General features: G+C 63.7%; 13 protein-coding genes. 4 read left to right on the top strand and 9 right to left on the bottom strand.

All coding sequences use genetic code 11. The annotated features are described in order from the left end of the window. Nucleotides 1-2 precede the first annotated feature (2 nt). Complete coding sequence (locus AC0GNR_RS06775; RefSeq protein ID WP_472900204.1) at nt 3-3,134, top strand: type I restriction endonuclease subunit R; 3,132 nt, start codon at nt 3-5, stop codon at nt 3,132-3,134. 302 nt (nt 3,135-3,436) lie between these two features. Further along, on the top strand, nt 3,437-8,950 hold the full coding sequence (locus tag AC0GNR_RS06770; RefSeq protein ID WP_472900203.1) for a sacsin N-terminal ATP-binding-like domain-containing protein: 5,514 nt from the start codon (nt 3,437-3,439) through the stop codon (nt 8,948-8,950). A 395-nt stretch (nt 8,951-9,345) separates the two neighbouring features. Here the strand turns inward: AC0GNR_RS06770 and AC0GNR_RS06765 are convergent, their stop codons facing one another. The 7 genes from AC0GNR_RS06765 to merT all read right to left on the bottom strand — a co-directional run bounded on the left by AC0GNR_RS06765 (nt 9,346) and on the right by merT (nt 16,948). Next, nucleotides 9,346-12,483 carry an efflux RND transporter permease subunit gene (locus tag AC0GNR_RS06765; protein ID WP_472900202.1) on the bottom strand — a complete coding sequence of 1,046 codons (3,138 nt, stop codon included), beginning with the start codon at nt 12,481-12,483 and terminating at the stop codon, nt 9,346-9,348. Further along, on the bottom strand, nt 12,480-14,141 hold the full coding sequence (locus AC0GNR_RS06760; RefSeq protein WP_472900201.1) for an efflux RND transporter periplasmic adaptor subunit: 1,662 nt from the start codon (nt 14,139-14,141) through the stop codon (nt 12,480-12,482). The genes AC0GNR_RS06765 and AC0GNR_RS06760 overlap by 4 nt, the downstream gene beginning before the upstream one ends. A gap of 4 nt (nt 14,142-14,145) precedes the next feature. Next, complete coding sequence (locus AC0GNR_RS06755; RefSeq protein ID WP_472900200.1) at nt 14,146-15,543, bottom strand: TolC family protein; 1,398 nt, start codon at nt 15,541-15,543, stop codon at nt 14,146-14,148. Between the two features lie 107 nt (nt 15,544-15,650). Continuing rightward, nucleotides 15,651-16,007 (bottom strand): hypothetical protein, encoded by a 357-nt coding sequence (locus AC0GNR_RS06750; protein ID WP_472900199.1) that lies wholly within the window; start codon nt 16,005-16,007, stop codon nt 15,651-15,653. Nucleotides 16,008-16,063: 56 nt separating this feature from the next. Then, nucleotides 16,064-16,285, bottom strand: a complete 222-nt coding sequence (locus tag AC0GNR_RS06745; RefSeq protein ID WP_472900198.1) for a GDCCVxC domain-containing (seleno)protein — start codon at nt 16,283-16,285, stop codon at nt 16,064-16,066. After that, on the bottom strand, nt 16,282-16,566 hold the full coding sequence (merP, locus tag AC0GNR_RS06740) for a mercury resistance system periplasmic binding protein MerP (protein ID WP_472900197.1): 285 nt from the start codon (nt 16,564-16,566) through the stop codon (nt 16,282-16,284). Before merP ends, AC0GNR_RS06745 begins: the two co-directional genes overlap by 4 nt. A 10-nt stretch (nt 16,567-16,576) precedes the next feature. Next, nucleotides 16,577-16,948 carry a mercuric ion transporter MerT gene (gene merT, locus AC0GNR_RS06735; RefSeq protein WP_472900196.1) on the bottom strand — a complete coding sequence of 124 codons (372 nt, stop codon included), beginning with the start codon at nt 16,946-16,948 and terminating at the stop codon, nt 16,577-16,579. A 42-nt stretch (nt 16,949-16,990) separates the two neighbouring features. Here merT and merR point away from each other — a divergent pair, with 42 nt between their 5' ends. After that, the gene (gene merR, locus AC0GNR_RS06730) at nt 16,991-17,398 is read left to right on the top strand and encodes an Hg(II)-responsive transcriptional regulator (RefSeq protein ID WP_472900195.1); all 408 of its coding nucleotides are present in this window, start codon (nt 16,991-16,993) and stop codon (nt 17,396-17,398) included. A 120-nt stretch (nt 17,399-17,518) separates the two neighbouring features. Here the strand turns inward: merR and AC0GNR_RS06725 are convergent, their stop codons facing one another. After that, nucleotides 17,519-18,922 carry a heavy metal sensor histidine kinase gene (locus AC0GNR_RS06725; protein WP_472900194.1) on the bottom strand — a complete coding sequence of 468 codons (1,404 nt, stop codon included), beginning with the start codon at nt 18,920-18,922 and terminating at the stop codon, nt 17,519-17,521. Next, the gene (locus AC0GNR_RS06720; protein ID WP_472900193.1) at nt 18,922-19,608 is read right to left on the bottom strand and encodes a heavy metal response regulator transcription factor; all 687 of its coding nucleotides are present in this window, start codon (nt 19,606-19,608) and stop codon (nt 18,922-18,924) included. The genes AC0GNR_RS06725 and AC0GNR_RS06720 overlap by 1 nt, the downstream gene beginning before the upstream one ends. Before the next feature lie 146 nt (nt 19,609-19,754). Here AC0GNR_RS06720 and AC0GNR_RS06715 point away from each other — a divergent pair, with 146 nt between their 5' ends. Then, nucleotides 19,755-20,864 (top strand): hypothetical protein, encoded by a 1,110-nt coding sequence (locus AC0GNR_RS06715; RefSeq protein WP_472900192.1) that lies wholly within the window; start codon nt 19,755-19,757, stop codon nt 20,862-20,864. The last annotated feature ends 12 nt before the right edge of the window (nt 20,865-20,876 follow it).

Raw genomic sequence — 20,876 nt, 5'->3', positions numbered from 1 at the left:
CTGTGGCACTGCACAACGAGATCAAGCTCGAAACCGACATCTGCGACCACCTGGCCGCACACGGCTGGCAGTACGGCGAGCCCGGCAAGGGCTATGACACGCCACGCGCGCTCTTCCCGGCCGACGTGGTGGCCTGGGTGCAGGAAACCCAGCCGCAGGCTTGGGAAGCCCTGAGCAAGAGCCACGGCCCGGCGGCGGATGCCGTGTTGCTGGACCGGCTGCGCAAGCAACTGGACGAGCGCGGCACGCTGGAGGTGCTGCGCTTTGGCATCGAGATGCTGGGGCTGAAAGCGCCGCTGAAACTGGCGCAGTTCAAGCCGGCCCTGGCCATGAACCCCGACCTGCAGGCCCGCTACGCCGCCAACCGGCTGCGCGTGCACCGGCAGGTGCGCACCAACCACGACGACATCATCGACCTGACGCTGTTCCTCAACGGCATTCCGGTGGCCACAGTCGAACTCAAGACCAACTTCACGCAAGACGTGAACGAGGCGGTGGACCAGTACCGTTTTGAGCGCATACCCAAACCCAAGGGCAAGCCGTTTGCCGAGCCCTTGCTGGACTTCCCGCGCGGCGCGCTGGTGCACTTCGCGGTGAGCAACAGCGCCGTGATGATGACCACCCGGCTGCAGGGGCCGGCCACGCGCTTCCTGCCGTTCAACCAGGGCGACCGTGGCGCAGCCGGCAATCCGCTGAACCCTAGCGGCCACCGCACCGCCTACCTGTGGGAAGCCGTGTGGCAGCGCGACAGTTGGCTGGAGATCATTGGCCGTTACCTGGTGACCCAGCGCGACAGCAAGAAGCAGATCAAGGGCGTGATCTTCCCGCGCTACCACCAGCTCGACGTGACGCGCAAGCTGACCGCCCAGGTGCTGGCAGAAGGCCCCGGGCAGCGCTACCTGATCCAGCACTCAGCCGGTTCGGGCAAGACCAATTCGATTGCCTGGACGGCGCACTTTCTGGCCGACCTGCACGATGCCGAGCACCGCAAGCTCTTTGACACCGTGCTGGTGGTGAGCGACCGCAATGTGTTGGATGCGCAGTTGCAGGAAGCCATTTTTGACTTCGAGCGCACGGCCGGCGTGGTGGCCACCATCACCAACGCCGAGGGTGCCAAGAGCGCCGCGCTGGCGCAGGCCTTGTCGGGCGGTAAAAAGATCGTGGTGTGCACCATCCAGACCTTTCCGTTTGCACTGGAGGCGGTGAAGGAACTGGCGGCGACGAAGGGCAAGCGCTTTGTGGTGATCGCCGACGAGGCACACAGCTCGCATGCGGGCGACGCGGGCGGCCGGCTCAAGCAGGTGCTAACGGCCGATGAACTGAAAGAGCTGGCCGATGGCGGCGAGGTGAACAGCGAAGACGTGCTGGCCTCTCAAATGAGTATCCGCGCCGACCCGGCGGGGGTGACCTACGTGGCCTTCACGGCCACGCCCAAGGCCAAGACGCTGGAACTGTTTGGCCGCCGGCCCAAGCCTGAACTGCCTGCTGGCCCGGACAACCTGCCCGCGGCGTTCCATGTGTATTCCATGCGCCAGGCGATTGAAGAGGGTTTCATCCTCGACGTGTTGAAGAACTACACGCCCTACAAGCTGGCATTCAAGCTGGCCCACAACGGCCAGGAATGGGACGAAAAAGCCGTAGAGCGCAGCGAGGCCATGAAGGGCCTGATGGGCTGGGTGAAGCTGCACCCCTACAACATCAGCCAAAAGGTGGCGGTGGTGGTGGAACACTTCCGCGAAAACGTACAGCCCCTGCTGAACGGCAACGCCAAGGCCATGGTGGTGGTAAGTAGCCGACTGGAGGCGGTGCGCTGGCAACTGGCGATAGACAAGTACATCAAAGACAACGGCTACAAGCTGGGCACGCTGGTGGCGTTTTCTGGCGAGATCTCCGACGCCCAAAGCCTGCCCGACCCGGTGACGGAGAACAGCGCCGCGCTGAACCCGAACCTGAAAGGCCGGGACATGCGCGAGGCATTTGGTACCGACGAATACCAAATCTTGCTGGTAGCCAACAAGTTCCAGACCGGCTTTGACCAGCCGCTGCTGTGTGGCATGTACGTGGACAAGCGGCTGGGTGGCATTCAGGCGGTGCAGACCTTGAGCCGGCTGAACCGGGCTTACAGTGGCCCGTTTGGTTTCAAGGACACAACCTACATCCTCGACTTCGTGAACGATCCGGATGAAGTGCTGGAAGCGTTCAAGACGTATTACGACACGGCCGAGTTGGCCGGCGTGACCGACCCGAACCTGGTGTTTGACCTGCGGGCCAAGCTGGATGCTTCGGGCCACTACGACGACTTCGAGGTGGAGCGGGTGGCGCTGGTTGAGACCAACCCCAAGGCCACGCAGGCCATGCTGATCAGCGCGATTGAGCCAGTGGCCGACCGCCTGCTCAAACGGTACAAAGCCGCCCAGCAAAAACAATCGGCCGCCCTGGCTGCGAACCATGCCAAGGCTGCCCAAGAAGCCAAAGACGAAGTGGACGCGCTGACACTGTTCAAGCGCGACCTGGGCACGTTTGTTCGGGTGTATGCGTTTCTCTCGCAGGTGTTCGACTACGGAAACACGGCGATGGAGAAGCGAGCCATTTTCTTCAAGCGCCTGCTGCCCTTGCTGGACTTTGGCCGTGAACGCGAAGGGGTGGACCTGAGCAAAGTGGTGCTCACCCACCACAAGCTCAAAGAGCAAGGACCCCGCGACCTGAACCTGCACCAGAACACCGGCGATTACAAGCTGGCAGCCATGACCGACACCGGTGGTGGCGAGGTACAAGAAAAAGTGAAGGTTCTGCTGTCTGAGATTTTGGCCAAGGTCAACGACCTGTTCGATGGCGAGTTGACGGACGACGACAAACTGGTCTACGTGAATAACGTGCTCAAGGGCAAGCTGCTGGAATCTGACGTGCTGGTGCAGCAGGCGTCGAACAACACAAAGGAACAGTTCGCTAACTCACCCGACCTCAACAGCGAAATGATGAACGCCATCATGGACGCGTTTGCAGCCCACACCACCATGAGCAAGCAGGCGCTGGATTCGGAGCGGGTACGCGCGGGGCTGAGGGACATCTTGCTTGGGCCGGCGGAGCTGTACGAGGCGTTGCGGCGGCGGGGTGGGGAAGGGTTGCGGATTTAGATCTGTGCGGTGGAAGCAGGGTGTGAGTTGCGATTTTCGCCAAGGTACAGCAAACCGTGGCGTTCAGCTCAGCGACATTCATGCAGCGTAAGCCGCCCGTCGGCGACGCACGCTTGATGTTCGGTGTCAGGCACTCTGCGGTCATCGGTCATTGGTCATCGGTCTGCGGCAGTGCACAAACATCCCGTGTGCGCTCCACGGGCGCCACTGATTGGGATGAGGAAAATCAGCCTGCCATCACGCTGCCATGGGAAGTTGGCGTGCGCCGTTAAGATGGCCGCAAAGGAGGCGAAGAGGAACTAATGGGCGCTACCAATGACGACGCTGAAGGTCTGCGACCTGATCCTCGAACGCAGGTGGAAGCACTGACGGCGGCAAAAATCAGGACCTTTCTCTTCGAGGTGGCCGAAGGGGTTTCCAACTACCGCAGCCTGCACAGCCTGACCGAACAGGTAGAGCACCAATATCACGGCCGCTTCCTGATCGAGCTGATCCAGAACGCCCACGACGCGCTGTACGAAGAGCCCACTGCCGACCAGCCGGCGCGGATCGCCATCGTGCTGGACTTGCAGGACTCGCCGCACGGAACGCTGCTGGTCGCCAACGATGGGCAGCCGTTCACCCGGTCAAACTTCGAACGGCTCTCCGCACTGGGCCAGAGCGACAAGGACCCGCAGAAGAGCATCGGCAACAAGGGCCTGGGCTTCAGGAGCGTGCTGGAGGTGTCGGAGCGGCCGGAAATCTACTCGCGGGCCAGTGCGACCAGCACGGTGTTTGACGGCTACTGCTTTGGCTTCGAGCCCGAGGTCGTTCAAGACCTGAAGGGGCCGATGGAGGCGCTGGCGGGGGGGGGGGCGGTACCGGCCTCTCCAGTGACCGGGCGGCCGATCGTGGATTGGGCAGAGGCCTTGCTGGACAAGTTTCGCCGCCGCGTCCAGGCCGCAGAAGCGGGTTGGCTGGCGGCGGAGACCCGGTTTCTCTCACCTTACCTGTTGCCCGTGCCCCGCCACCAGGTGCAGAACGCTGCGGTTAAGGCGCTCGAGGCGAAAGGTTTCATGTCCGTAATCCGGTTGCCGCTGAAGTCGGACGCCGCGACGAATCTGGTGCGCGAGCACATGGCGCAGTTGAGTCCGACGACGCTGCTGTTCCTGGAACGAGTGCGGGCGCTGGAGTTGGCCGGTGCTGCGCCGTCGGACCGGGTGATCCGCCGCGAGACGACCCCGGGAACCGGAGCGCTGGCTAGTCGCACAGTTCGCTTGTCAGACGGACAAGCTGACAGCCGCGACTACGAGGTGTGGACGCGCCAGCTTCACATCGCCGATACGAACGAGGAGTTTCGGGCGGCCGTGAAGGCGCTGCCGGGCCGCTGGCCGGAGATCAAGGATGTGTCCGTATCGGTCGCGGTCAGGAAGGCCGACTTGCCGGAGGCCGGTGTCTTCAGTATCTACCTTCCAACCGGCATACCGACCGGCGCTGCGGTGCATATCAACGCGCCGTTCTTCGGCAACATGAGCCGCACCGACATCTCGTTCAATGACGGCTACAACCGCCGGCTGCTGAATACCGCGGCCAGCGTGGTGGTGGAGGTCGTACGCGGACAACTCGCTGGCAAACAGTTGGACGAGGCGCGCATGGTCTTGGACATGCTGGCACCGTACGGCAGCGACGCGGCGGCATCGACGCGATGGACTCAGCTGGTCGACGCGGCATTCCAGCGTACGAAGGTCTCCTTCGACGAAGAGGCGCTGGCGCTGGCTGATCGCGGCTGGCGCAAGCTGGGTGCGACGGCACTGGTCCCGGACACGGACCGGACACGGCTCATCGACGAAGGGCTGTTGCGCAAGCACGCAACGTTCGATGCCTTCCACGCCGGGCTGGCATCGCGTCGAGGCCAGATCGTGGCGCTCGCCACTTCACGCCCGCCTTATCGGGGCCCCGCGGTCCCGGCGCAACAATTGGCGGCGACGGTGGCCAACATCGCCGGTGAGATTCACCGCGAGGGCGGTGACTGGAATGCCTTCTGGCACGACGTGACCCTGCTGTTGCCCCAAGGACAGGAGGCATTGGCTCGGTACCCCGTGATCCTGGGGAATGATGATCGGTTGCACGCTGCAAGCGGCGCCGAGCGCGTGTTCTTCGTCCCGCGTCAGGGAACGGACGATGACAGTGACATCGGCAGCGAGGGCGCGCCGATCGACGTTCCCGCCAGCCTGCAGTCGACCGTGGCGTTCTTGCACGAGAGCATCACGGTCTACGAGCCAGACAGCCGACCCGCGCGGCAGACTGCCGTGCGCAGATATTTGGCAGCGGGCCTCGTCACGCAGTTCCGTGTGGAAGCCATCTTTACAGGGACCTTGAAGGACGCCATGCCAGAGCTGCCGGCCAAGCTGAAGGGGCCGGAAGCGGAACGCTGCATGGCCATCTTGCGCTGGGCGCTCAGCATGATTCGGAGTGCCGTCGCGCGCGAGCGCGGATCGGACGCCGTGATGGCGCTGCTTCGACCGATTCCGGTGCCATGCCGCGGCGGCTGGTACCCGATGTCGGAGGCGAGTTTCGGCGCCGGGTGGCCAGCAACCACCGGGGATCTTCTGGCGTCATTCCTCGACGCGGTACCCGGCTCCGCCGCCAAGCGCGCGCGCAGCCGGTTGCTGGTTCCGCCGGATGATGCGGCGTGGGAGGGCCTGGGCGCCAGTTCGCTGGAACTGCTGCGCAGGGGTGGCGTGTTCGATGGCCTGAGGCTGGAGACCGTCAAAACCGAGGACTGGTCGAGCCAGTTCCATGCGTCGATGAACAGCTTCGATCTACCGTCGGCAGCCCCTCCTGGGCTCGATGGGGCGTTCTGGGCCGACTACAAGAAGCATATCGGGTCGAGCCTGCGGGGCGGCTTCCAGGGCCTGCAGCCTTACAGCGTGGGGACGCTTCACCATTTCCCCGGCATGGGCGATGGCCAATTGCCGGATTCGGCGCGCGTGGATCTAAGCGAGCTTGTTCTGCGAAGCCTGCCGAAGTGGGGCGAAGGCATAGATCCGCTGAGTTTTGTCAAGCGGGGCGGGCAAGCTGATCGCAGGTCGGGCCCAAGCCCGCTGAGGTACTTCCTCCAGACGCGGGACTGGCTCGCTGTGCCAGGCGTGCGGAACACCATCCATTGGTGGCGACCCGATGAAAGATGGCACGTGCCGGCTGAAGCGATCCTCCGCCGATCCACACATTTCGCGCATCTGCGCGCATTGCCCTACACGCTCGCCCGCCGACTCGACACCGACCCAGGGCTCGCATCGGTTGTCCACCTGCTGGGCATGCCCTTCCTCGATCTGCACAACGAAACGAATGACCCAAGGCTGCTGCGCGAACTGATCTCGGCCATCGACAGTGAAGCTGCGCCGGAGCCGAACGTGTTGCTTGGTCAGATTCGCGATGCGTGGCATCGATTCCGGCCACGGGCCGGGCAGGTAGCCCTGGATAATCTACCGGTGCGGTCGAAGGCGACACCGCTTCTCAAACACGAGATGAAGGATGGACAGGCGGTTTACCTACCCGACAAAGGCACGCTGGCAGCAGACCTAGAGCAGTTCGGTGTCAACGTCCTCACGCTCTACCCTCAGGACGCGGCAACGCTTCGAGACTGGTTCGTTGCGGCCTACGGCGAGCGCGTAGTGCCCACGTCCCAATTGAAGCTGGTACCGCGCGTCGATGGCGCATCTTGGAGCGGCGACTTGGCGGAACCGCTGTCCGAGAGCGCCCTCGGCTGGCTGACTGCGCCCTTGCTGACGTTGGTAGCGTTCTATCAGCAGATTCGAGGTGTCCATGCGCCAGCGTTCCGCGAGCGTCTTGACCTTCTGCGCGAAATGCGGGTCGACTGGGTCGAGCGGATCGAACTGGTGGTGATGAGCGGCGATGTCGAGGTCATGAGAACTGATGTGCCCGCGCATTGGGATTCGGGCAAAAAGACGCTTCTCGTGTCCGGGCAGGCCAAGGCTAAACCGGCGAGCATCGCGACGGCCCTGGCGCAGTCCATTGAGCGCGACGATCTCGAACTGCCGCTACGAATCCTGCTCGGCCCGCTCTCCGGCATCGACGATGCACCGGAGAGCCTGGCGGACGTGCTGGCCACACTCAAGCTCTCGGTTGAGCAACTCGATGCGGTCCGACAACATCTGCGCGGCGATGTCGGGCACGCTGCCCGGCTGCTGCAAGTGCTGTGTGATCTGCTGCAGCCTGGTTGTGATCTATCCGGTCTGGTGGAGGCGGAGACGGACAAAGATCTGGCCGCCGCGGTGGCAGCGATCGCGCCGGCAGATGTGCCGACACCAGACATCATCCGGCTGGCCATGGAGTCCCGCGACGCCTTCGAGTTCGGCTTGACCTTGTCGAGGTTGATGGGTCAGCGCGTTGCCTTGCCGTTATGGAATGCCGCGCTGGCTCGGCTGGGGCGTTCAACGCTGGAGAACCGCGATTGGCTGCAGCAACTGCGGGCGCACCTCGACGAGTATCGCGGCCTGGCAAAGCGGATCGCGGCGCACCTGCTGCACGAGCCCGAGTCGATTCCGTACAAGGAAATGCTGACCTTCTACGAAGCCCTGGGCGCTGGGAGCTCATCCATGGCGCAAGAGCATTGGGAGATCGATTTCCCGAAGGCGATGGAGTTGGTCGGCAAGATGGTGAAGGACTGGCCCGGCGGCGTCGAGATTGCGAATGCCTTGAGGGAGAGCGAGTCGCCTGCCAGTCTTCGCGGCAGGCTCGCGGCCCTGGGCGTGGACCTGTCGAGTGATCCGGACGAACGGTGCCGGGCCAACTACCAATGCATCGCGACCGTCTGCGAAGGCATTGATCGACTTCGGCAGGCCTGGTGGGTGAAGAGCGGGGCAACCGCATCGTTCGGCGATTGGCGAAGTCTTCGCGAGGATCTCGTCGGGCAAGCGAAAGCGTCGTTCGGAGATAGAGCCTACAGCCAGTCGTTGACGGAAGCCGACGTGTTCGCCGACCTGCGGCAATCGGGGCCTACGCTGAGGTCGCCACTTACATTCTTCACTGTGATCGAGGCGTGCGTGGATCTTGAGTCGCTTCGTTCCGGCTTGGGCATCACGGACCAGGATCTCAACGACGCCGACGCCCGCCTTGCTGCCCAACGTGCAGAGGCCCTGCGCCTGCGCCAAGTCGTCCAGGTCTGCGGTGAGGATTTCGATGCCTCGGACGAGAACCGATCTCTGCTCTGGCACTTCCTGCAGGAGCGCGTTGAGTTCCAGAGGTTGGCGGCCGAGACTCCGATGGACTTGGGCCGACCCGCAGCGTTGCTGCCCGTCGACGTCGGGAAGGAGCGCGAACGAAAGGAGACCTCGAACCCCAGGCCGACAAAGCCTCCGCAGCGACAACCGAAAGCGGTTGACGAGCTGATCGGTTTGGCGGGGGAGATCCACGTCTTCGAGATGCTCCGCCACCGGTACGGAGCCGATGTCGTGACCGCGTCATCCTGGATCTCGTCCAACAGCCGCCAGGTTTTCGACGACAACCCGTGTGACGACGGCGCTGGCTGTGACTTCGCCTTCACCGCAGGAGGACGCTCCTACAAGGTCGAGGTCAAGGCAAGCGCCGGAGACGAGCCGGCGTTCACGCTGGGATCCTCCGAGATCGCCTTGGCCATGGAGCTTGCACCCCGAAAGAAGGGGCGACGCGACCGATTTGTCCTGGTCCACGTCAGGAATGCCCTGTCTGCAGTGCCTGAGGCAGTGGTGTTGCCAAATCCCTACGGCGTAGATGGCACAAATGTGTTTCGGATTGACCAAGCAGATGCCCGCGTCAGTTATCGGGAGAAGACGTAGCTGCGCGGATTCGTAGGACGGAGAGATACGAGCTGTGTATGCCGGTTTGAACATTCTCTTGACCTCGGAAATGGGTGCCAGCCAAAGTCAGCTTTCGCGGCCCCTCGGCTGGAAATCTCGACCGGCAGCAACCAGGCTGGAACCGACTTTGCACAACCGGAGGGCTCCAGTGCAGCGTTTGCAGACGATTGGAGCAGTCAGTCGAATTCACACTGATCGGCTCAAACCGGCCGTTGGCCTTGACGACAAACGCCGGTCCGAATGGCGGAAGTGCGCAGCACCGCAGTCATCGGGGATCCCCGGTCGGCTGGCGCTGTGCCGTCGACCGCATCATCCTGGCAAGGCCAAGAGCGGCGGTCGAACATATTCACAATCGCCACCCTTGTTTTGCGGCATCAAGACCGGATAGGCTCAACGTTTGGTCTCCTCATCAACCGATAAATGACCGGCACCACCAGCATGGACAGCAGCGGGGCGCTGAGCATCCCGCCCACCATCGGCGCGGCGATGCGCTGCATCACTTCGCTGCCCGCGCCCGCGCCCCAGAACAAGGGCAACAAGCCGGCCACGATCACGGCCACCGTCATCGCCTTCGGTCGTACGCGCAAAACAGCGCCTTCGCGGATGGCATCGAGCAGGTCGATATCGGTGTTCAACCCCTTTTCCAGCCGTGAGGCCCAGGCCTGCTTCAGGTACAGGAGCATGATCACGCCAAACTCGGCCGCCACACCCGCGAGCGCAATGAAGCCCACCACGCTGGCCACCGACAGGTTGTGCCCTAGCGCCCAGAGCAGCCAGATGCCACCGATGAGTGCGAAGGGTAACGTGGCCATGATGAGCAGGGCCTCGTCTAGGCGGCGGAAGGTCAGGTACAGCAAGAGGAAGATCACCAGCAGCGTGAACGGCACCACCAGCTTGAGCTGGGCGCTGGCGCGCTCCAGGAACTCGAACTGGCCCGACCACGAAACCGAATACCCCGCAGGCAGGTCCACCTGATCGGCTACGGCTCTCTGCATGTCCAGCACGGCGCCGCGCAGGTCGCGATCACGAATGTCCACATAAACGAAGCCGGCCAGGCGCGCGTTTTCGCTGCGAAGCATGGGCGGGCCGTCGGTGATGCGCAGGCGCGCCACATCTCCCAGCACCAGGCGCTGGCCGCGTGGCGTCACGATGGGCAGATTGCGCAGGTCGGCGAGCGAGTCGCGCGCGTCGCGCGGGTAGCGCAGGTTGATCGGATAGCGCTGCAGACCTTCCACGGTTTCGCCAATGTTCATGCCGCCCACCGCACCAGAGACCACGGCCTGTACGTCGGCGATGTTCAGGCCGTAGCGGGCCGCTTCGTCGCGGCGGATGTCCACGTCGATGTAGCGGCCACCGCTCAGGCGCTCGGCCAGCGCGCTGGTGACGCCGGGCACGCCCTTGACCACCGATTCAATCTGCTGCGTGAGGCGGTCGATGGTGGCCAGATCGGCGCCGGCCACCTTCACACCCACCGGGCTCTTGATACCGGTGGCGAGCATGTCGATGCGGTTGCGGATCGGCGGCACCCAGATGTTGGCCAGGCCGGGCACGCGCACGGTGCGGTCAAGCTCGTCCACCAGCTTGTCCGGCGTCATGCCCGCTCGCCACTGATCGCGCGGCTTGAACTGGATGGTGGTCTCGAACATCTCCAGCGGCGCCGGGTCGGTGGCGCTGTCAGCGCGGCCGGCCTTGCCGTAGACCGTGAGCACCTCTGGCACGGTCTTGATCAGTCGGTCGGTCTGCTGCAAAAGTTCGGCCGCTTTGGCCGCCGAGAGGCCGGGCAAGGCGGTTGGCATGTAGAGCAGGTCGCCCTCGTCCAGCGGCGGCATGAACTCGGCGCCAATGTGCTTGAGCGGCCAGAGGCTCACGCCCAGCAGCAAGGCCGTCACCAACAACGTGGTCTTCGGCGCTCTGAGCACCGCGTTGAGCACCGGCCTGTACAGCGCGATCAAGCCCCGGTTGAGCGGGTTGGCGGTTTCCTCAGGAATGCGCCCGCGCACCAGATAGCCCATCAGCACCGGGATCAGGGTGACCGCCAGTCCGGCGGCCGCCGCCATGGCGTAGGTCTTGGTGTAGGCCAGTGGTGCGAACAGGCGCCCTTCCTGCGCCTGCAGGGTGAACACCGGGATGAAGCTCAGGGTGATGATCAGCAACGAGAAGAACAAGGCCGGGCCAACTTCGGCGGCTGCATGGCCGATCACCTGCCAGCGCTTTTCGCCTTCGAGCGTCTCACCCGGGTGTTCGTGCGCCCATCGTTCCAGGTGCTTGTGCGCGTTTTCGATCATCACCACCGCCGCATCCACCATGGCACCAATGGCGATGGCGATGCCGCCCAGCGACATGATGTTGGCGTTCACGCCTTGCTGGTGCATCACGATGAAGGCCGCCAGGATGCCCAGCGGCAGCGAGACGATGGCCACCAAGGCGCTGCGCAGGTGGAACAGGAACAGCGCGCACACCAGGGCGACCACGCCAAACTCCTCCAGCAACTTGATGCCCAGGTTGCTGGCCGCGCGCTCGATCAAGCCAGAGCGGTCGTACACCGGCACGATTTCCACCCCTTCGGGCAAGCCTCGCTGCAATGCTGCCAACCGCGCCTTGACCGCCTCGATGGTCTGCAAGGCATTTTTGCCGGAGCGCATGACCACCACCCCGCCGACCGCTTCGCCCTCACCGTTGAGCTCGCCAATGCCGCGCCGCATTTCCGGCCCAATTTGCACGCGCGCCACATCGCCCAGTCGCACCGAAACACCGGCGTCGGTGGTCTTCAGTGGCAGCGCCCGGAAGTCGTCCAGGGTCTTCAGGTAGCCGTTGGCGCGCACCGCATATTCGGCTTCGCCCAGCTCCAGCACCGAGCCACCGGATTCCTGGTTGCCGCGCGCCACGGACTCGCTCACCATCTGCTGCGTGACGCCGTAGGCCGCCAGTTTGTCCGGGTCCAGCACGATCTGGTGCTGGCGCACCATGCCGCCGATGCTGGCGACCTCGGCCACGTCGGGCACGGTCTTGAGCTCGAAGCGCAAGAACCAGTCTTGCAGCGAACGCAACTGGGCCAGGTCTTGCCGCCCGGTGCGGTCGATCAGCGCATACTGGTAGATCCAGCCCACACCGGTGGCGTCTGGGCCCAGAGACGATTTCGCCGTGGCCGGCAGGCGGGACTGCACCTGGTTCAGGTATTCGAGCACCCGCGAGCGCGCCCAGTACAGGTCCACACCATCGTCGAACAGCACGTAAACGAAGCTGTCGCCAAACATGGAGAACCCGCGCACGGCCTTGGCGCCGGGCACCGAGAGCATGGTGGTGGTCAGGGGGTAGGTGACCTGGTTTTCCACCAGCTGCGGTGCCTGGCCGGGCCAGGTGGTGCGGATGATGACCTGCGTGTCCGACAGGTCGGGCAGCGCGTCCAGCGGCGTGCGCAGCATCGAGACCACACCCCAGGCGGTGATCATCACCGTGGCCATCAAGACCAGAAAGCGGTTGGCAATGCTCCAGTGGATCAGGCGCGCGATCATGGCTTCGCTCCCGAGGCGGCGGGCTGGATGCGCGTGATCTGGGGGATGTCGCCATCGCGCATTTCAAACTCGATAACCACCGATTGGCCTGCCGACAGATCCTTCGGTCTCTGGTCGACTGGTGGCAGCCCGAAGTCCATCGTCATGGCCGGCCATTTGAGCGCCGGTATGGCCGGGTGGTCGAGGGTGACCGTGTCGCCATCCACCTCTTTGACCTTGGCGGGCGTCTGATGCGTTGCCGCTGGCATGGTGTTGTTCGGCTCCGGCATCGCCATCGGCTTGTCCATTCCCGCTTCCGGCGCCGGGCTCAGCCGAGCCAGCAAACCGTTGAGACTGGCCTCGGAATCGACCAGGAACTGGCCCGAGCGCACCACTTTCTGGCCGGCTTGCAGACCTTGCAGAATCTCGGTCTGGTCACCCGCTTCGCGGCCGGTGCGCACCTCCACCGGCGAGAAGCGGCCATCGCCTTCGGCCAACATCACCACGCTGCGCTGGCCGGTGTGGATCACAGCATCACTCGGCAGCAACAGCACCTTCCCGGCATCGGGGTTGGCCAAGCGCATCTGCACAAACATGCCCGGCACCAGCCGGCCCTGCGGGTTGGCCAGTTCCAGCCGCGCCTTGATCGTGCGGGTGGCCGGGTCCACCGAGGGCAGCAGCGCCTGCAGCCGACCGGTGAAGGTCTGACCTGGGGCGGCCGGGCTGGTGGCGCTGACCTCGGCGCCGGGCTTGAGCTGGGCGACCTGGCTCTCGGGCACCTGGCCTTCGGCCCAGACGCTGCCCGTGCCTTGCAGCCGCATCAAGGTCATGCCCGGCATCACGGTCGCCCCTTCGCTCACCATCAACTCCGTCACCACACCGCCGAGCGGGGCGCTCAGCGTGAAGCGGGGTTGCAGATTGCCGCTGCGCACGACGTGATCGATCTGCGCCGGGCTCATGCCCGCTTGGCGCATGCGCTGCTGTGCCGCCTCGCGCAAGGGCACCAGCTGCGCGTCCTGCTCGGCCATGCGGGCCACAGCCAGGTATTCCTCCTGCGCTGCAACCCAGCTGGGCACATAGATGTCGGCCAGCGGCGCGCCCTTGGCGACGCGGTCCTGCGTTGCGCGCACGTGCAGACGCTCGACGAAACCCATCGACCGGGCGCTGACCAGCACCTGGTCCCGCTCGTTCCAGGCCACGTTGCCGACCACCGACACCGGGCTGTCCAGCCGGCCTTCGGTCACTTCCACCGTGCGCAACCCCAGGTTTTGCTGCACGCGCGAACTCACCGTCACACCGCCGGTGTCGGTCGCGCCGCCACTACCGGCGTAGCGCGGCACCAGCAGCATGTCCATGAAAGGCGACTTGCCGGGGGCATTGAAGTTCTTGCCTGGCACCATGGGGTCGTGGTAATTGAGGATTTTCGAGCCGGTCACCGGGTCCAAGTCGCCAGCCTTCAGGCCGTCACGCATGTGGCGCTCGGTGGCCTCGAATCCCTGGTTCATGCTCCAGGTGCTGGGGTCTTGTGTCGAGGTGCTGGCCTCGGTGGGCGCGCCCTGGGGAGTGGCCGTGCCCATGTTCATGCCGGCGTTCATGCCGGCGGTCCAGGCGCCATAACCCACGGCGCTCAGGATGGCCAGTGCTACGGCAGTCAGGCCAATGGATGTAGAGGTTTTCATGGTGTCAGTTCTTCTGCATTGGGGAAGCAGCCGCGTCAGTCGCAGTTGCAGCGGCGGTGGGACTCATGTCGGCGGAGTCGGGCAAGAGGTATTCGAGCCGGGCCCACAGGCGCGACGTCGAGAGCTGCACCTCGATGCGTTCCATCTCCAGCACCACGGCCATGCGCCGGGCGGCGAGCACATCACCCAGCCGGGCGTTGCCGCCGCTGTAGGCCGCCTGCGCCAGGTCGGTGCGCTGGCGTGCCAGGGGCAGGCGCTCCTTGTCGATCAGCGCCAGTTGTTCCAGACCGCCACGCCAGGCCGCCAGCCAGCGCTCGGCCTCGACGAGGGCCTCGCGCGAGCGCTCTTCGCGCTCGGCCTGCAGCTCGTCCACTCGGGCCAGCCGCACAGCCAGCAAGCGGTCCTGCCGCTGCGCACGGTTCCATTGCAGGGGCACCGACACCGCCAGCGAAACCATGTTGTCGTAGCGCGGGCGCCGATGGCTGAACATCAGCTCGCCGCTCCAGTCGGGCTGGCGATCCTGCCGCGCCAATTCGGCGTCGGCCTCGGCGGAGGCCAGGCGCGCGCTAGCCAACACCAGGTCCGGGTGCTGCTGCAACCGGGGCGCGAATCCCGTTGCCGAAAGCGCCAATGAAGCCAATGCTGGTGCATCGCCCAAGGGCTGATCAAGCGGCATGCCGGTCCAGCGGGCCAAGGTCTGGCGCGCATTGACCAGGGTGGCCTCGGCACCCAGCAGGGCTTGCTGCGTCTGGGCAACCGCGTCGCGCGCACTCAACCAGTCCAGCGAAGGGCTGCTGGCACCAGCGGGCAGCGCGCCACGCGTGGCCGCTTCGGCCGCCTGGAGCTGCAGGCGGTTCTCGCTCAGCTGCGATCGCAACAGTGAGACCCGCTTCTCTTGCGCGTGCCGCTCCCACCACGCGATGGCGGTATCCCGCCGCAAGTTGGCCGCGCGCTGTGCCCGCATGGCCAGGGCCACCTCGGCTTCGCGCTCGTAGCGTTGTGAGCGGGCCTGACGTTTTCCCTCAGCGGGGAACGCCTGCATCAAAGAGACGGCCTTGCTGGTCATGGGCTCGGCCGATGTGCTGAGGCGATTGTCGCCTTCAATAGGCAGGCTGTTGAGCGAGAACCGCAGCACCGGGTCGGGCCGTTGACCGGCGGCCACGGCGGCTTCCCGCGCCGAGCGGGCCGCGGCGTCCTGCGCACTCAATGCCTGAGAGCGTGCCAGCGCGGCTTGAACGGCGGTTGAAAGCTCCAGCGGCCCGTGGTCCGATGCGCGGGCGGGTGGTGCGATGCCCAGCCACAGGGCGATCAGCAGGGTGGCGGTGTTGACGATGTATTTGGGCGCGATCGCGCGAACCACCGGCCTTGCATGCCGGTTCATGCCTGTTGAATAGGCTTGCATTTCTCTGCTCCATGAAGATGAACCGGGCTGCGCGCGACAAAGGCATGCAGCCACGTCACGGACTGCGCACTTACCTCAGCGGCAGCGCACAGACCGAATCAACGGAGTCAGAGCGTGGGGGGACGCCAGACGCTGGCGGGAGCACCGCCAGGGGGCGCGAACGAGACGGTCACGAGCAGGACGCTCGACGACTGGGACTGAACTACGGGCTGCGAAAAGGGCAACACCCAGCCGGCGGGCGCCTGGCATTCCTGGCCGGTCTTGCAGAGTTTTCCGGTCGCCGCTGCTGTTGCTGCGTCGTTGCAGCAGTCACTGAGGTCAGCCATCACCTCACCAGCATCTGCGCCTTGCATCGCCATCGCCATCGCCTCACCTACGGGGCAAGGCGTTTGCACAACAGCACCTGCAGCCCAGCCCTGAAGCGGGATGGACAAGCACAGCAGGAGAGCGATGAAAAAACGCATCAGCGGATTCTAGGCGCACATGGCCGACTCAAGTCGGCGGTGCCGGTTGATCTTGATCAAAGGTCACCGCATTGGTTGCAGTTGCCGGCCTGGATGGGCGGGCACGGAACAGTGCCGTAGGAGCAAAACACACAACAGTCACCCGCCAGGGGCTTGAGCAACTCGTGACACCGCTCACATTTGTAGAACCACTGGCACGCGTCGGTGGGCATGGTTTCGGTTTTGCTGTGCCCACAATGGGGGCAGGTGAGCGTGGAGATCAGGTTCACCGCGCTCATGGCTTGCGCTCCGCCAGGGTGGATGGATAACCCGCTCCAGCAGTGGCGCGCGTCAAGGCATCGACCTGGGTCCGTTCGTTGTCAAACGTGACCAGGGCTTCTTTGCGCTCGAAGTTCACATGAGCCTGGCTGACCCCGTCCACCTGAAGCAGGGCCTTCTTGATGGTGATGGGACAAACAGGGCAGTCCATGGTTGGCACCGACAGCCTGACGGTTTGAGGGGCAGTCGATGCCGTACCTGCCAGCAGAAGGAGCGCCAGAGACAGCGAAACTTTTTTCATGGTGGGCCTTTCAGTAAAACCAGTGGGCGACGAATGGGAACACCAGCGCCACGGCGATCAGGGCCACTGCCAATCCAAACAACCACTGATAAGCGCGCTTGACCCGTGGCAGCGCACAGACCTGGCCCGGTTCGCAAACCTGGGTCGGCCGCCAGATGCGGCGCCAGGCCAGCACCAATGCAAGCACTGCCACCCCGAGGAACACGGGTTGCAAGGGACCCAATTCAGTCAAGTGGCCGATCCATGCGCCAGAAATGCCCACAGAGAGCAACAGCAAAGGACCGATGCAGCAGGCAGACGCAAGCAGGGCCGCCAATCCGCCTGCCAAGAGGGCCAACAAGCCAGTTTTCTGAGTGGAATCACGGGGTGTATGGGTATTCATGGCGTAAGCTTAGGGCCGTACCTGAGTACGGAGTCAAGCACCATGTCCAACATTTTCACCATCGGAGCCCTGGCACAAGCCGCCGGGGTGAATCTGGAAACGATCCGCTTCTACCAGCGGCGGGGACTGATGCCCGAGCCCGCCCGGCCACAGGGCAGCATCCGCCGCTATGGCGACGTCGATCTGGCGCGTGTGCATTTCATCAAGGCAGCGCAGCGCCTGGGTTTCAGCCTGGACGAGGTGGCCGAGCTGCTCAAACTGGAAGACGGATCACACTGCGATGAGGCCCGCGCGCAAGGAGAGAGGAAACTGACTGACGTACGCGCCCGACTTGCGGATTTACAGCGCATCGAAATTGCCTTGTCTGAACTGGTGGAACATTGCCACAGTGCTCGCGGACGGGTGTGTTGTCCATTGATCGCATCGCTACAAAGGTTGGGCGTGGATTAGCGAAGTGCGATCGAAAATCGAGCATGGTGTTGGCAGGCGCAAACCTCCAACCCAACTCGGCAGAGACAGCACCTTCGCAACGGGAGAGCACAACAGGTAAGACAGTAACGGGCGCATGGGTCAAGCCATGGACGTTAAAGCCCAAGTGGAAAAGCACAGGCAAAACGTGGTCATCTGATCATTGGATGCTACCGATGCCGTTCCGCCGTGGGCCTCCATGATGGCTCTGATGATGGACAGACCCAGACCCGTTCCTTCTGAGTCAGGGTTACTGCGCGACTTCTCTGCCCGGTAGAAACGGTCGAACAGCCGTGGGAGGTCGGCGGCAGGGATTGCGGGACCGGCGTTGTGCACGCAAAGCTGGATCTGACCGTCACCCTGGGTCACCGACACCCGCACAGGTCCGTTCGGCGGCGAGTACCGTATCGCGTTGGACAGCAGGTTACTGATCGCGCGGCGGATCATCAGCCGGTCGCAAACGATATGCGCATTTCCATCCGCTTCCATGACAATTTGCTTCTCCTCCGCCAGCGCTTCGTAGAATTCGAACAGGTCCCGTACCTCGTCGATGAGCGACACGGTCTCGCGGTTCGGCAACTCGATCCCATGTTCCGTTTTGGCCAGGAACAACATGTCAGAGACCATCCGGGCCAGTCGCTGCAGCTCTTCGGCATTGGACGCCAGGATGTCTTGGTACACGCTCACGTCCCGCTTCTGCGCCAGCGACACCTGGGTCTGGGTCAGCAGGTTGTTGATGGGGGTTCGCAATTCGTGCGCCAGGTCGCCAGAGAATTCCTGCAAGCGTGAAAAGTCCGCCTGAAGCCGGCCGAGCATGTCGTTCAACCCTTGCGCCAGATCGGCAAATTCCACCGGAACCGCTTCGACAGGCATGCGCTGATCAAGCTTTTGGGCGGTGACTGTCATCGTGCGCTCCCTTATGACTCGCAACGGCTCCAGGCCACGGCGGGCGGCCCACCACCCCAGTAGACCGCTGATCAAGATCGCGCCTATCAGGTAGAGCGCCAGAGTGCGTCTGAGCGACTGCATGAAATGGGTATGGTGCGCTGTGTCCAGTGCGATCAGCAGTTCTAGTGGTGCGCGGTCAGCGGCCTGGCCCGGCCAACTTGCAGGAGGTCGCAACGCTGCTCTCAGACCGCGCAGGGATTGGTCACCAACCCTCCAGTCGAATGTGCGCCCATCTGCACCGATGGATGACGGCAAAGTGGATAACACCGATCCTTTTTCGCCATACACTTTCTCCGCGTTATTGCGCAGCTCGACAAGCAATCCGCGGTGACTCGTCAACAACTCATCAAGGCGAGTCATCGCAATCGTCGGTGAGCGTGAGTCACCGACGATGGTTCGCACAAGGTCGATCTTGTCCTTGAGGTAATCCGTATCGAGTTCGACAAAGTGTCGAATCACCGCGTACGAGACCAAGAAGCCCAGCCCGACCAGAACGCAGGCCGATACCAAGGTATACAGCGCGGTCAGGCGCGCCGTCAGCGACAACTGGCCGAACATCAGTGTGTGTGCTCGGGTGCTTCGAGGACGTAGCCCATCCCGCGGACAGTCTGGATCAGGCGCGGTTCAAATGCATCGTCCACCTTGGCCCGCAAGCGCCGCATGGCCACTTCGATCACATTGGTATCGCTGTCAAAATTCACGTCCCACACCTGCGAGGCGATCAGGGAGCGCGGCAGCACCTCGCCATGGCGGCGCATCAGCAGCTCCAGCAGACCAAACTCCTTGGCCGTCAGGTCGATGCGCTTGCCAGACCGGGTCACCCGCCGGCGCAGCAGGTCGAGCTCCAGGTCGGCTACTTTCATCGAAGTGGGTTCGAGACCTGAACGGCCGCGTCGCAGGACCGTCCGGACCCTGGCCAGCAACTCGGCAAACGAAAACGGCTTGACCAGGTAGTCGTCAGCACCCAGTTCCAGGCCTTTGACGCGGTCTTCGACTTGATCGCGTGCCGTGAGGAAGAGCACGGGCATCTGTCGCCCCTGACTGCGCAGGCTCTTGAGCACCTGCCACCCGTCCAACCCAGGCAGCATGACATCCAGGATCACCAGATCGTGGTCCCCCTCCAGGCCATGGTGCAGACCGTCAATGCCATTGGTGACGAGGTCCACGGCAAAGCCGGCCTCGCGCAGGCCTTGGCTGAGGTAGTTACCCGCTTTGGGTTCGTCTTCAACGATCAGAATTTTCACGATCACATTCTCCTGACCGGAAGTTTGCTCGAAATGGTGCATGCGTGACGAAAACTGACATTTTTGTAATCCAGCCGACAGGGTTGTGACGGACTCGGGTCACCATACTTCGCCCCACTTGATTCATATCAAAAGGAGCGATAGCAGTGAAATCTTTGTTCAGTTACCGAGCCACAAGCCAGGTGCTGGTGGCGGGCCTGTTGGCCCTTCCATTTGCGCTGGCTGCGCAGACCGCCAGCTCGACACAGGAGGCCGACTGGCGTCGCGCCAACGACGCGGTGGGGGCGCTCAAGCGCGGCCATGTTGACGTGCTCAAATGGGAGCAGGCCAATGCCAGTACCGCCACCCCGACTCCAGAAAGCACCCCGGGTGTAGCCATCCCCACCGCGGACACAGCGGTCCGGATGGCCTGGATGGTGCACCGCGATCTGGCCCGTCCGTTGGCTCGGCTGGGTCCAAAAAACGAACAGCTGATCGCTGAAGGCCGCTGGACTGAACTCGACCCCAGCCTTCAACGTCGTGTCGAGGACGCCGGTGAGGTGCTGGAGGTGGCAGCGGTGGGGCGTAAAGCCTGGATCGAGGCAGTGGCAGCCCAACAGGTGTTGAAGCACCAGCGTGACATGCTCGAAGCCGCGCAGGCGGCCTTTGAGCTGGGACAGCGCATGGTGACGGTGGGCAACTGGAGCAAACTGCAACTGTCCCCCGTTCAACTGGCGGCATCCAACGCACGCATGAATTTGCGGCGAGCCCAGCAAGCCGCCGCTCAGGCGCAGGCCGCTTTGGTCAAGACGATGGGGCAAACAGGCCTGCAAGATGGCTTTGAGTTGCCGGACCAGCTGCCGGCCATCCCGGTGCAACCCACGACACTCGACGAACTGCAGAAGCGCGCCGAAGCGGTTCGCAACCACTTGCCAGGTGCCGAAGGCCTGCGCAATCGTGCTCTGTCGAAGTCGGCCATGAACGTCTATTGGGCTGCCCACGCCTTGGCACAAGACAGCCAGGGAGAGATTCTGAAAACCCGTGAGTTCATCACCGAAGAGACGGTGCTGCACTACAACGGCATGCTCAAGAGCGTATGGGACCTGCTGGACGAAGTACAGAACCAGTCCCAGGCCACGGTTGATGCCATCAGCGCACAACGCGACTTCTGGCTCGCCGAAGCCGATCTTCAGTGGGTCTTGCAAGGCGGAGAGCCCGCCAGTTTTGTGAGTCTGGGGGGCGCCGGAGGCGATGCCCCGGCAGCAGCAGCGCATTGAAAGGACACAACA

The organism is Hydrogenophaga sp. LT287 (genome assembly GCF_055702805.1).
The sequence above is the reverse complement of the archived record's forward strand: the minus strand, read 5'-3'. Positions and strand labels throughout refer to the sequence as shown.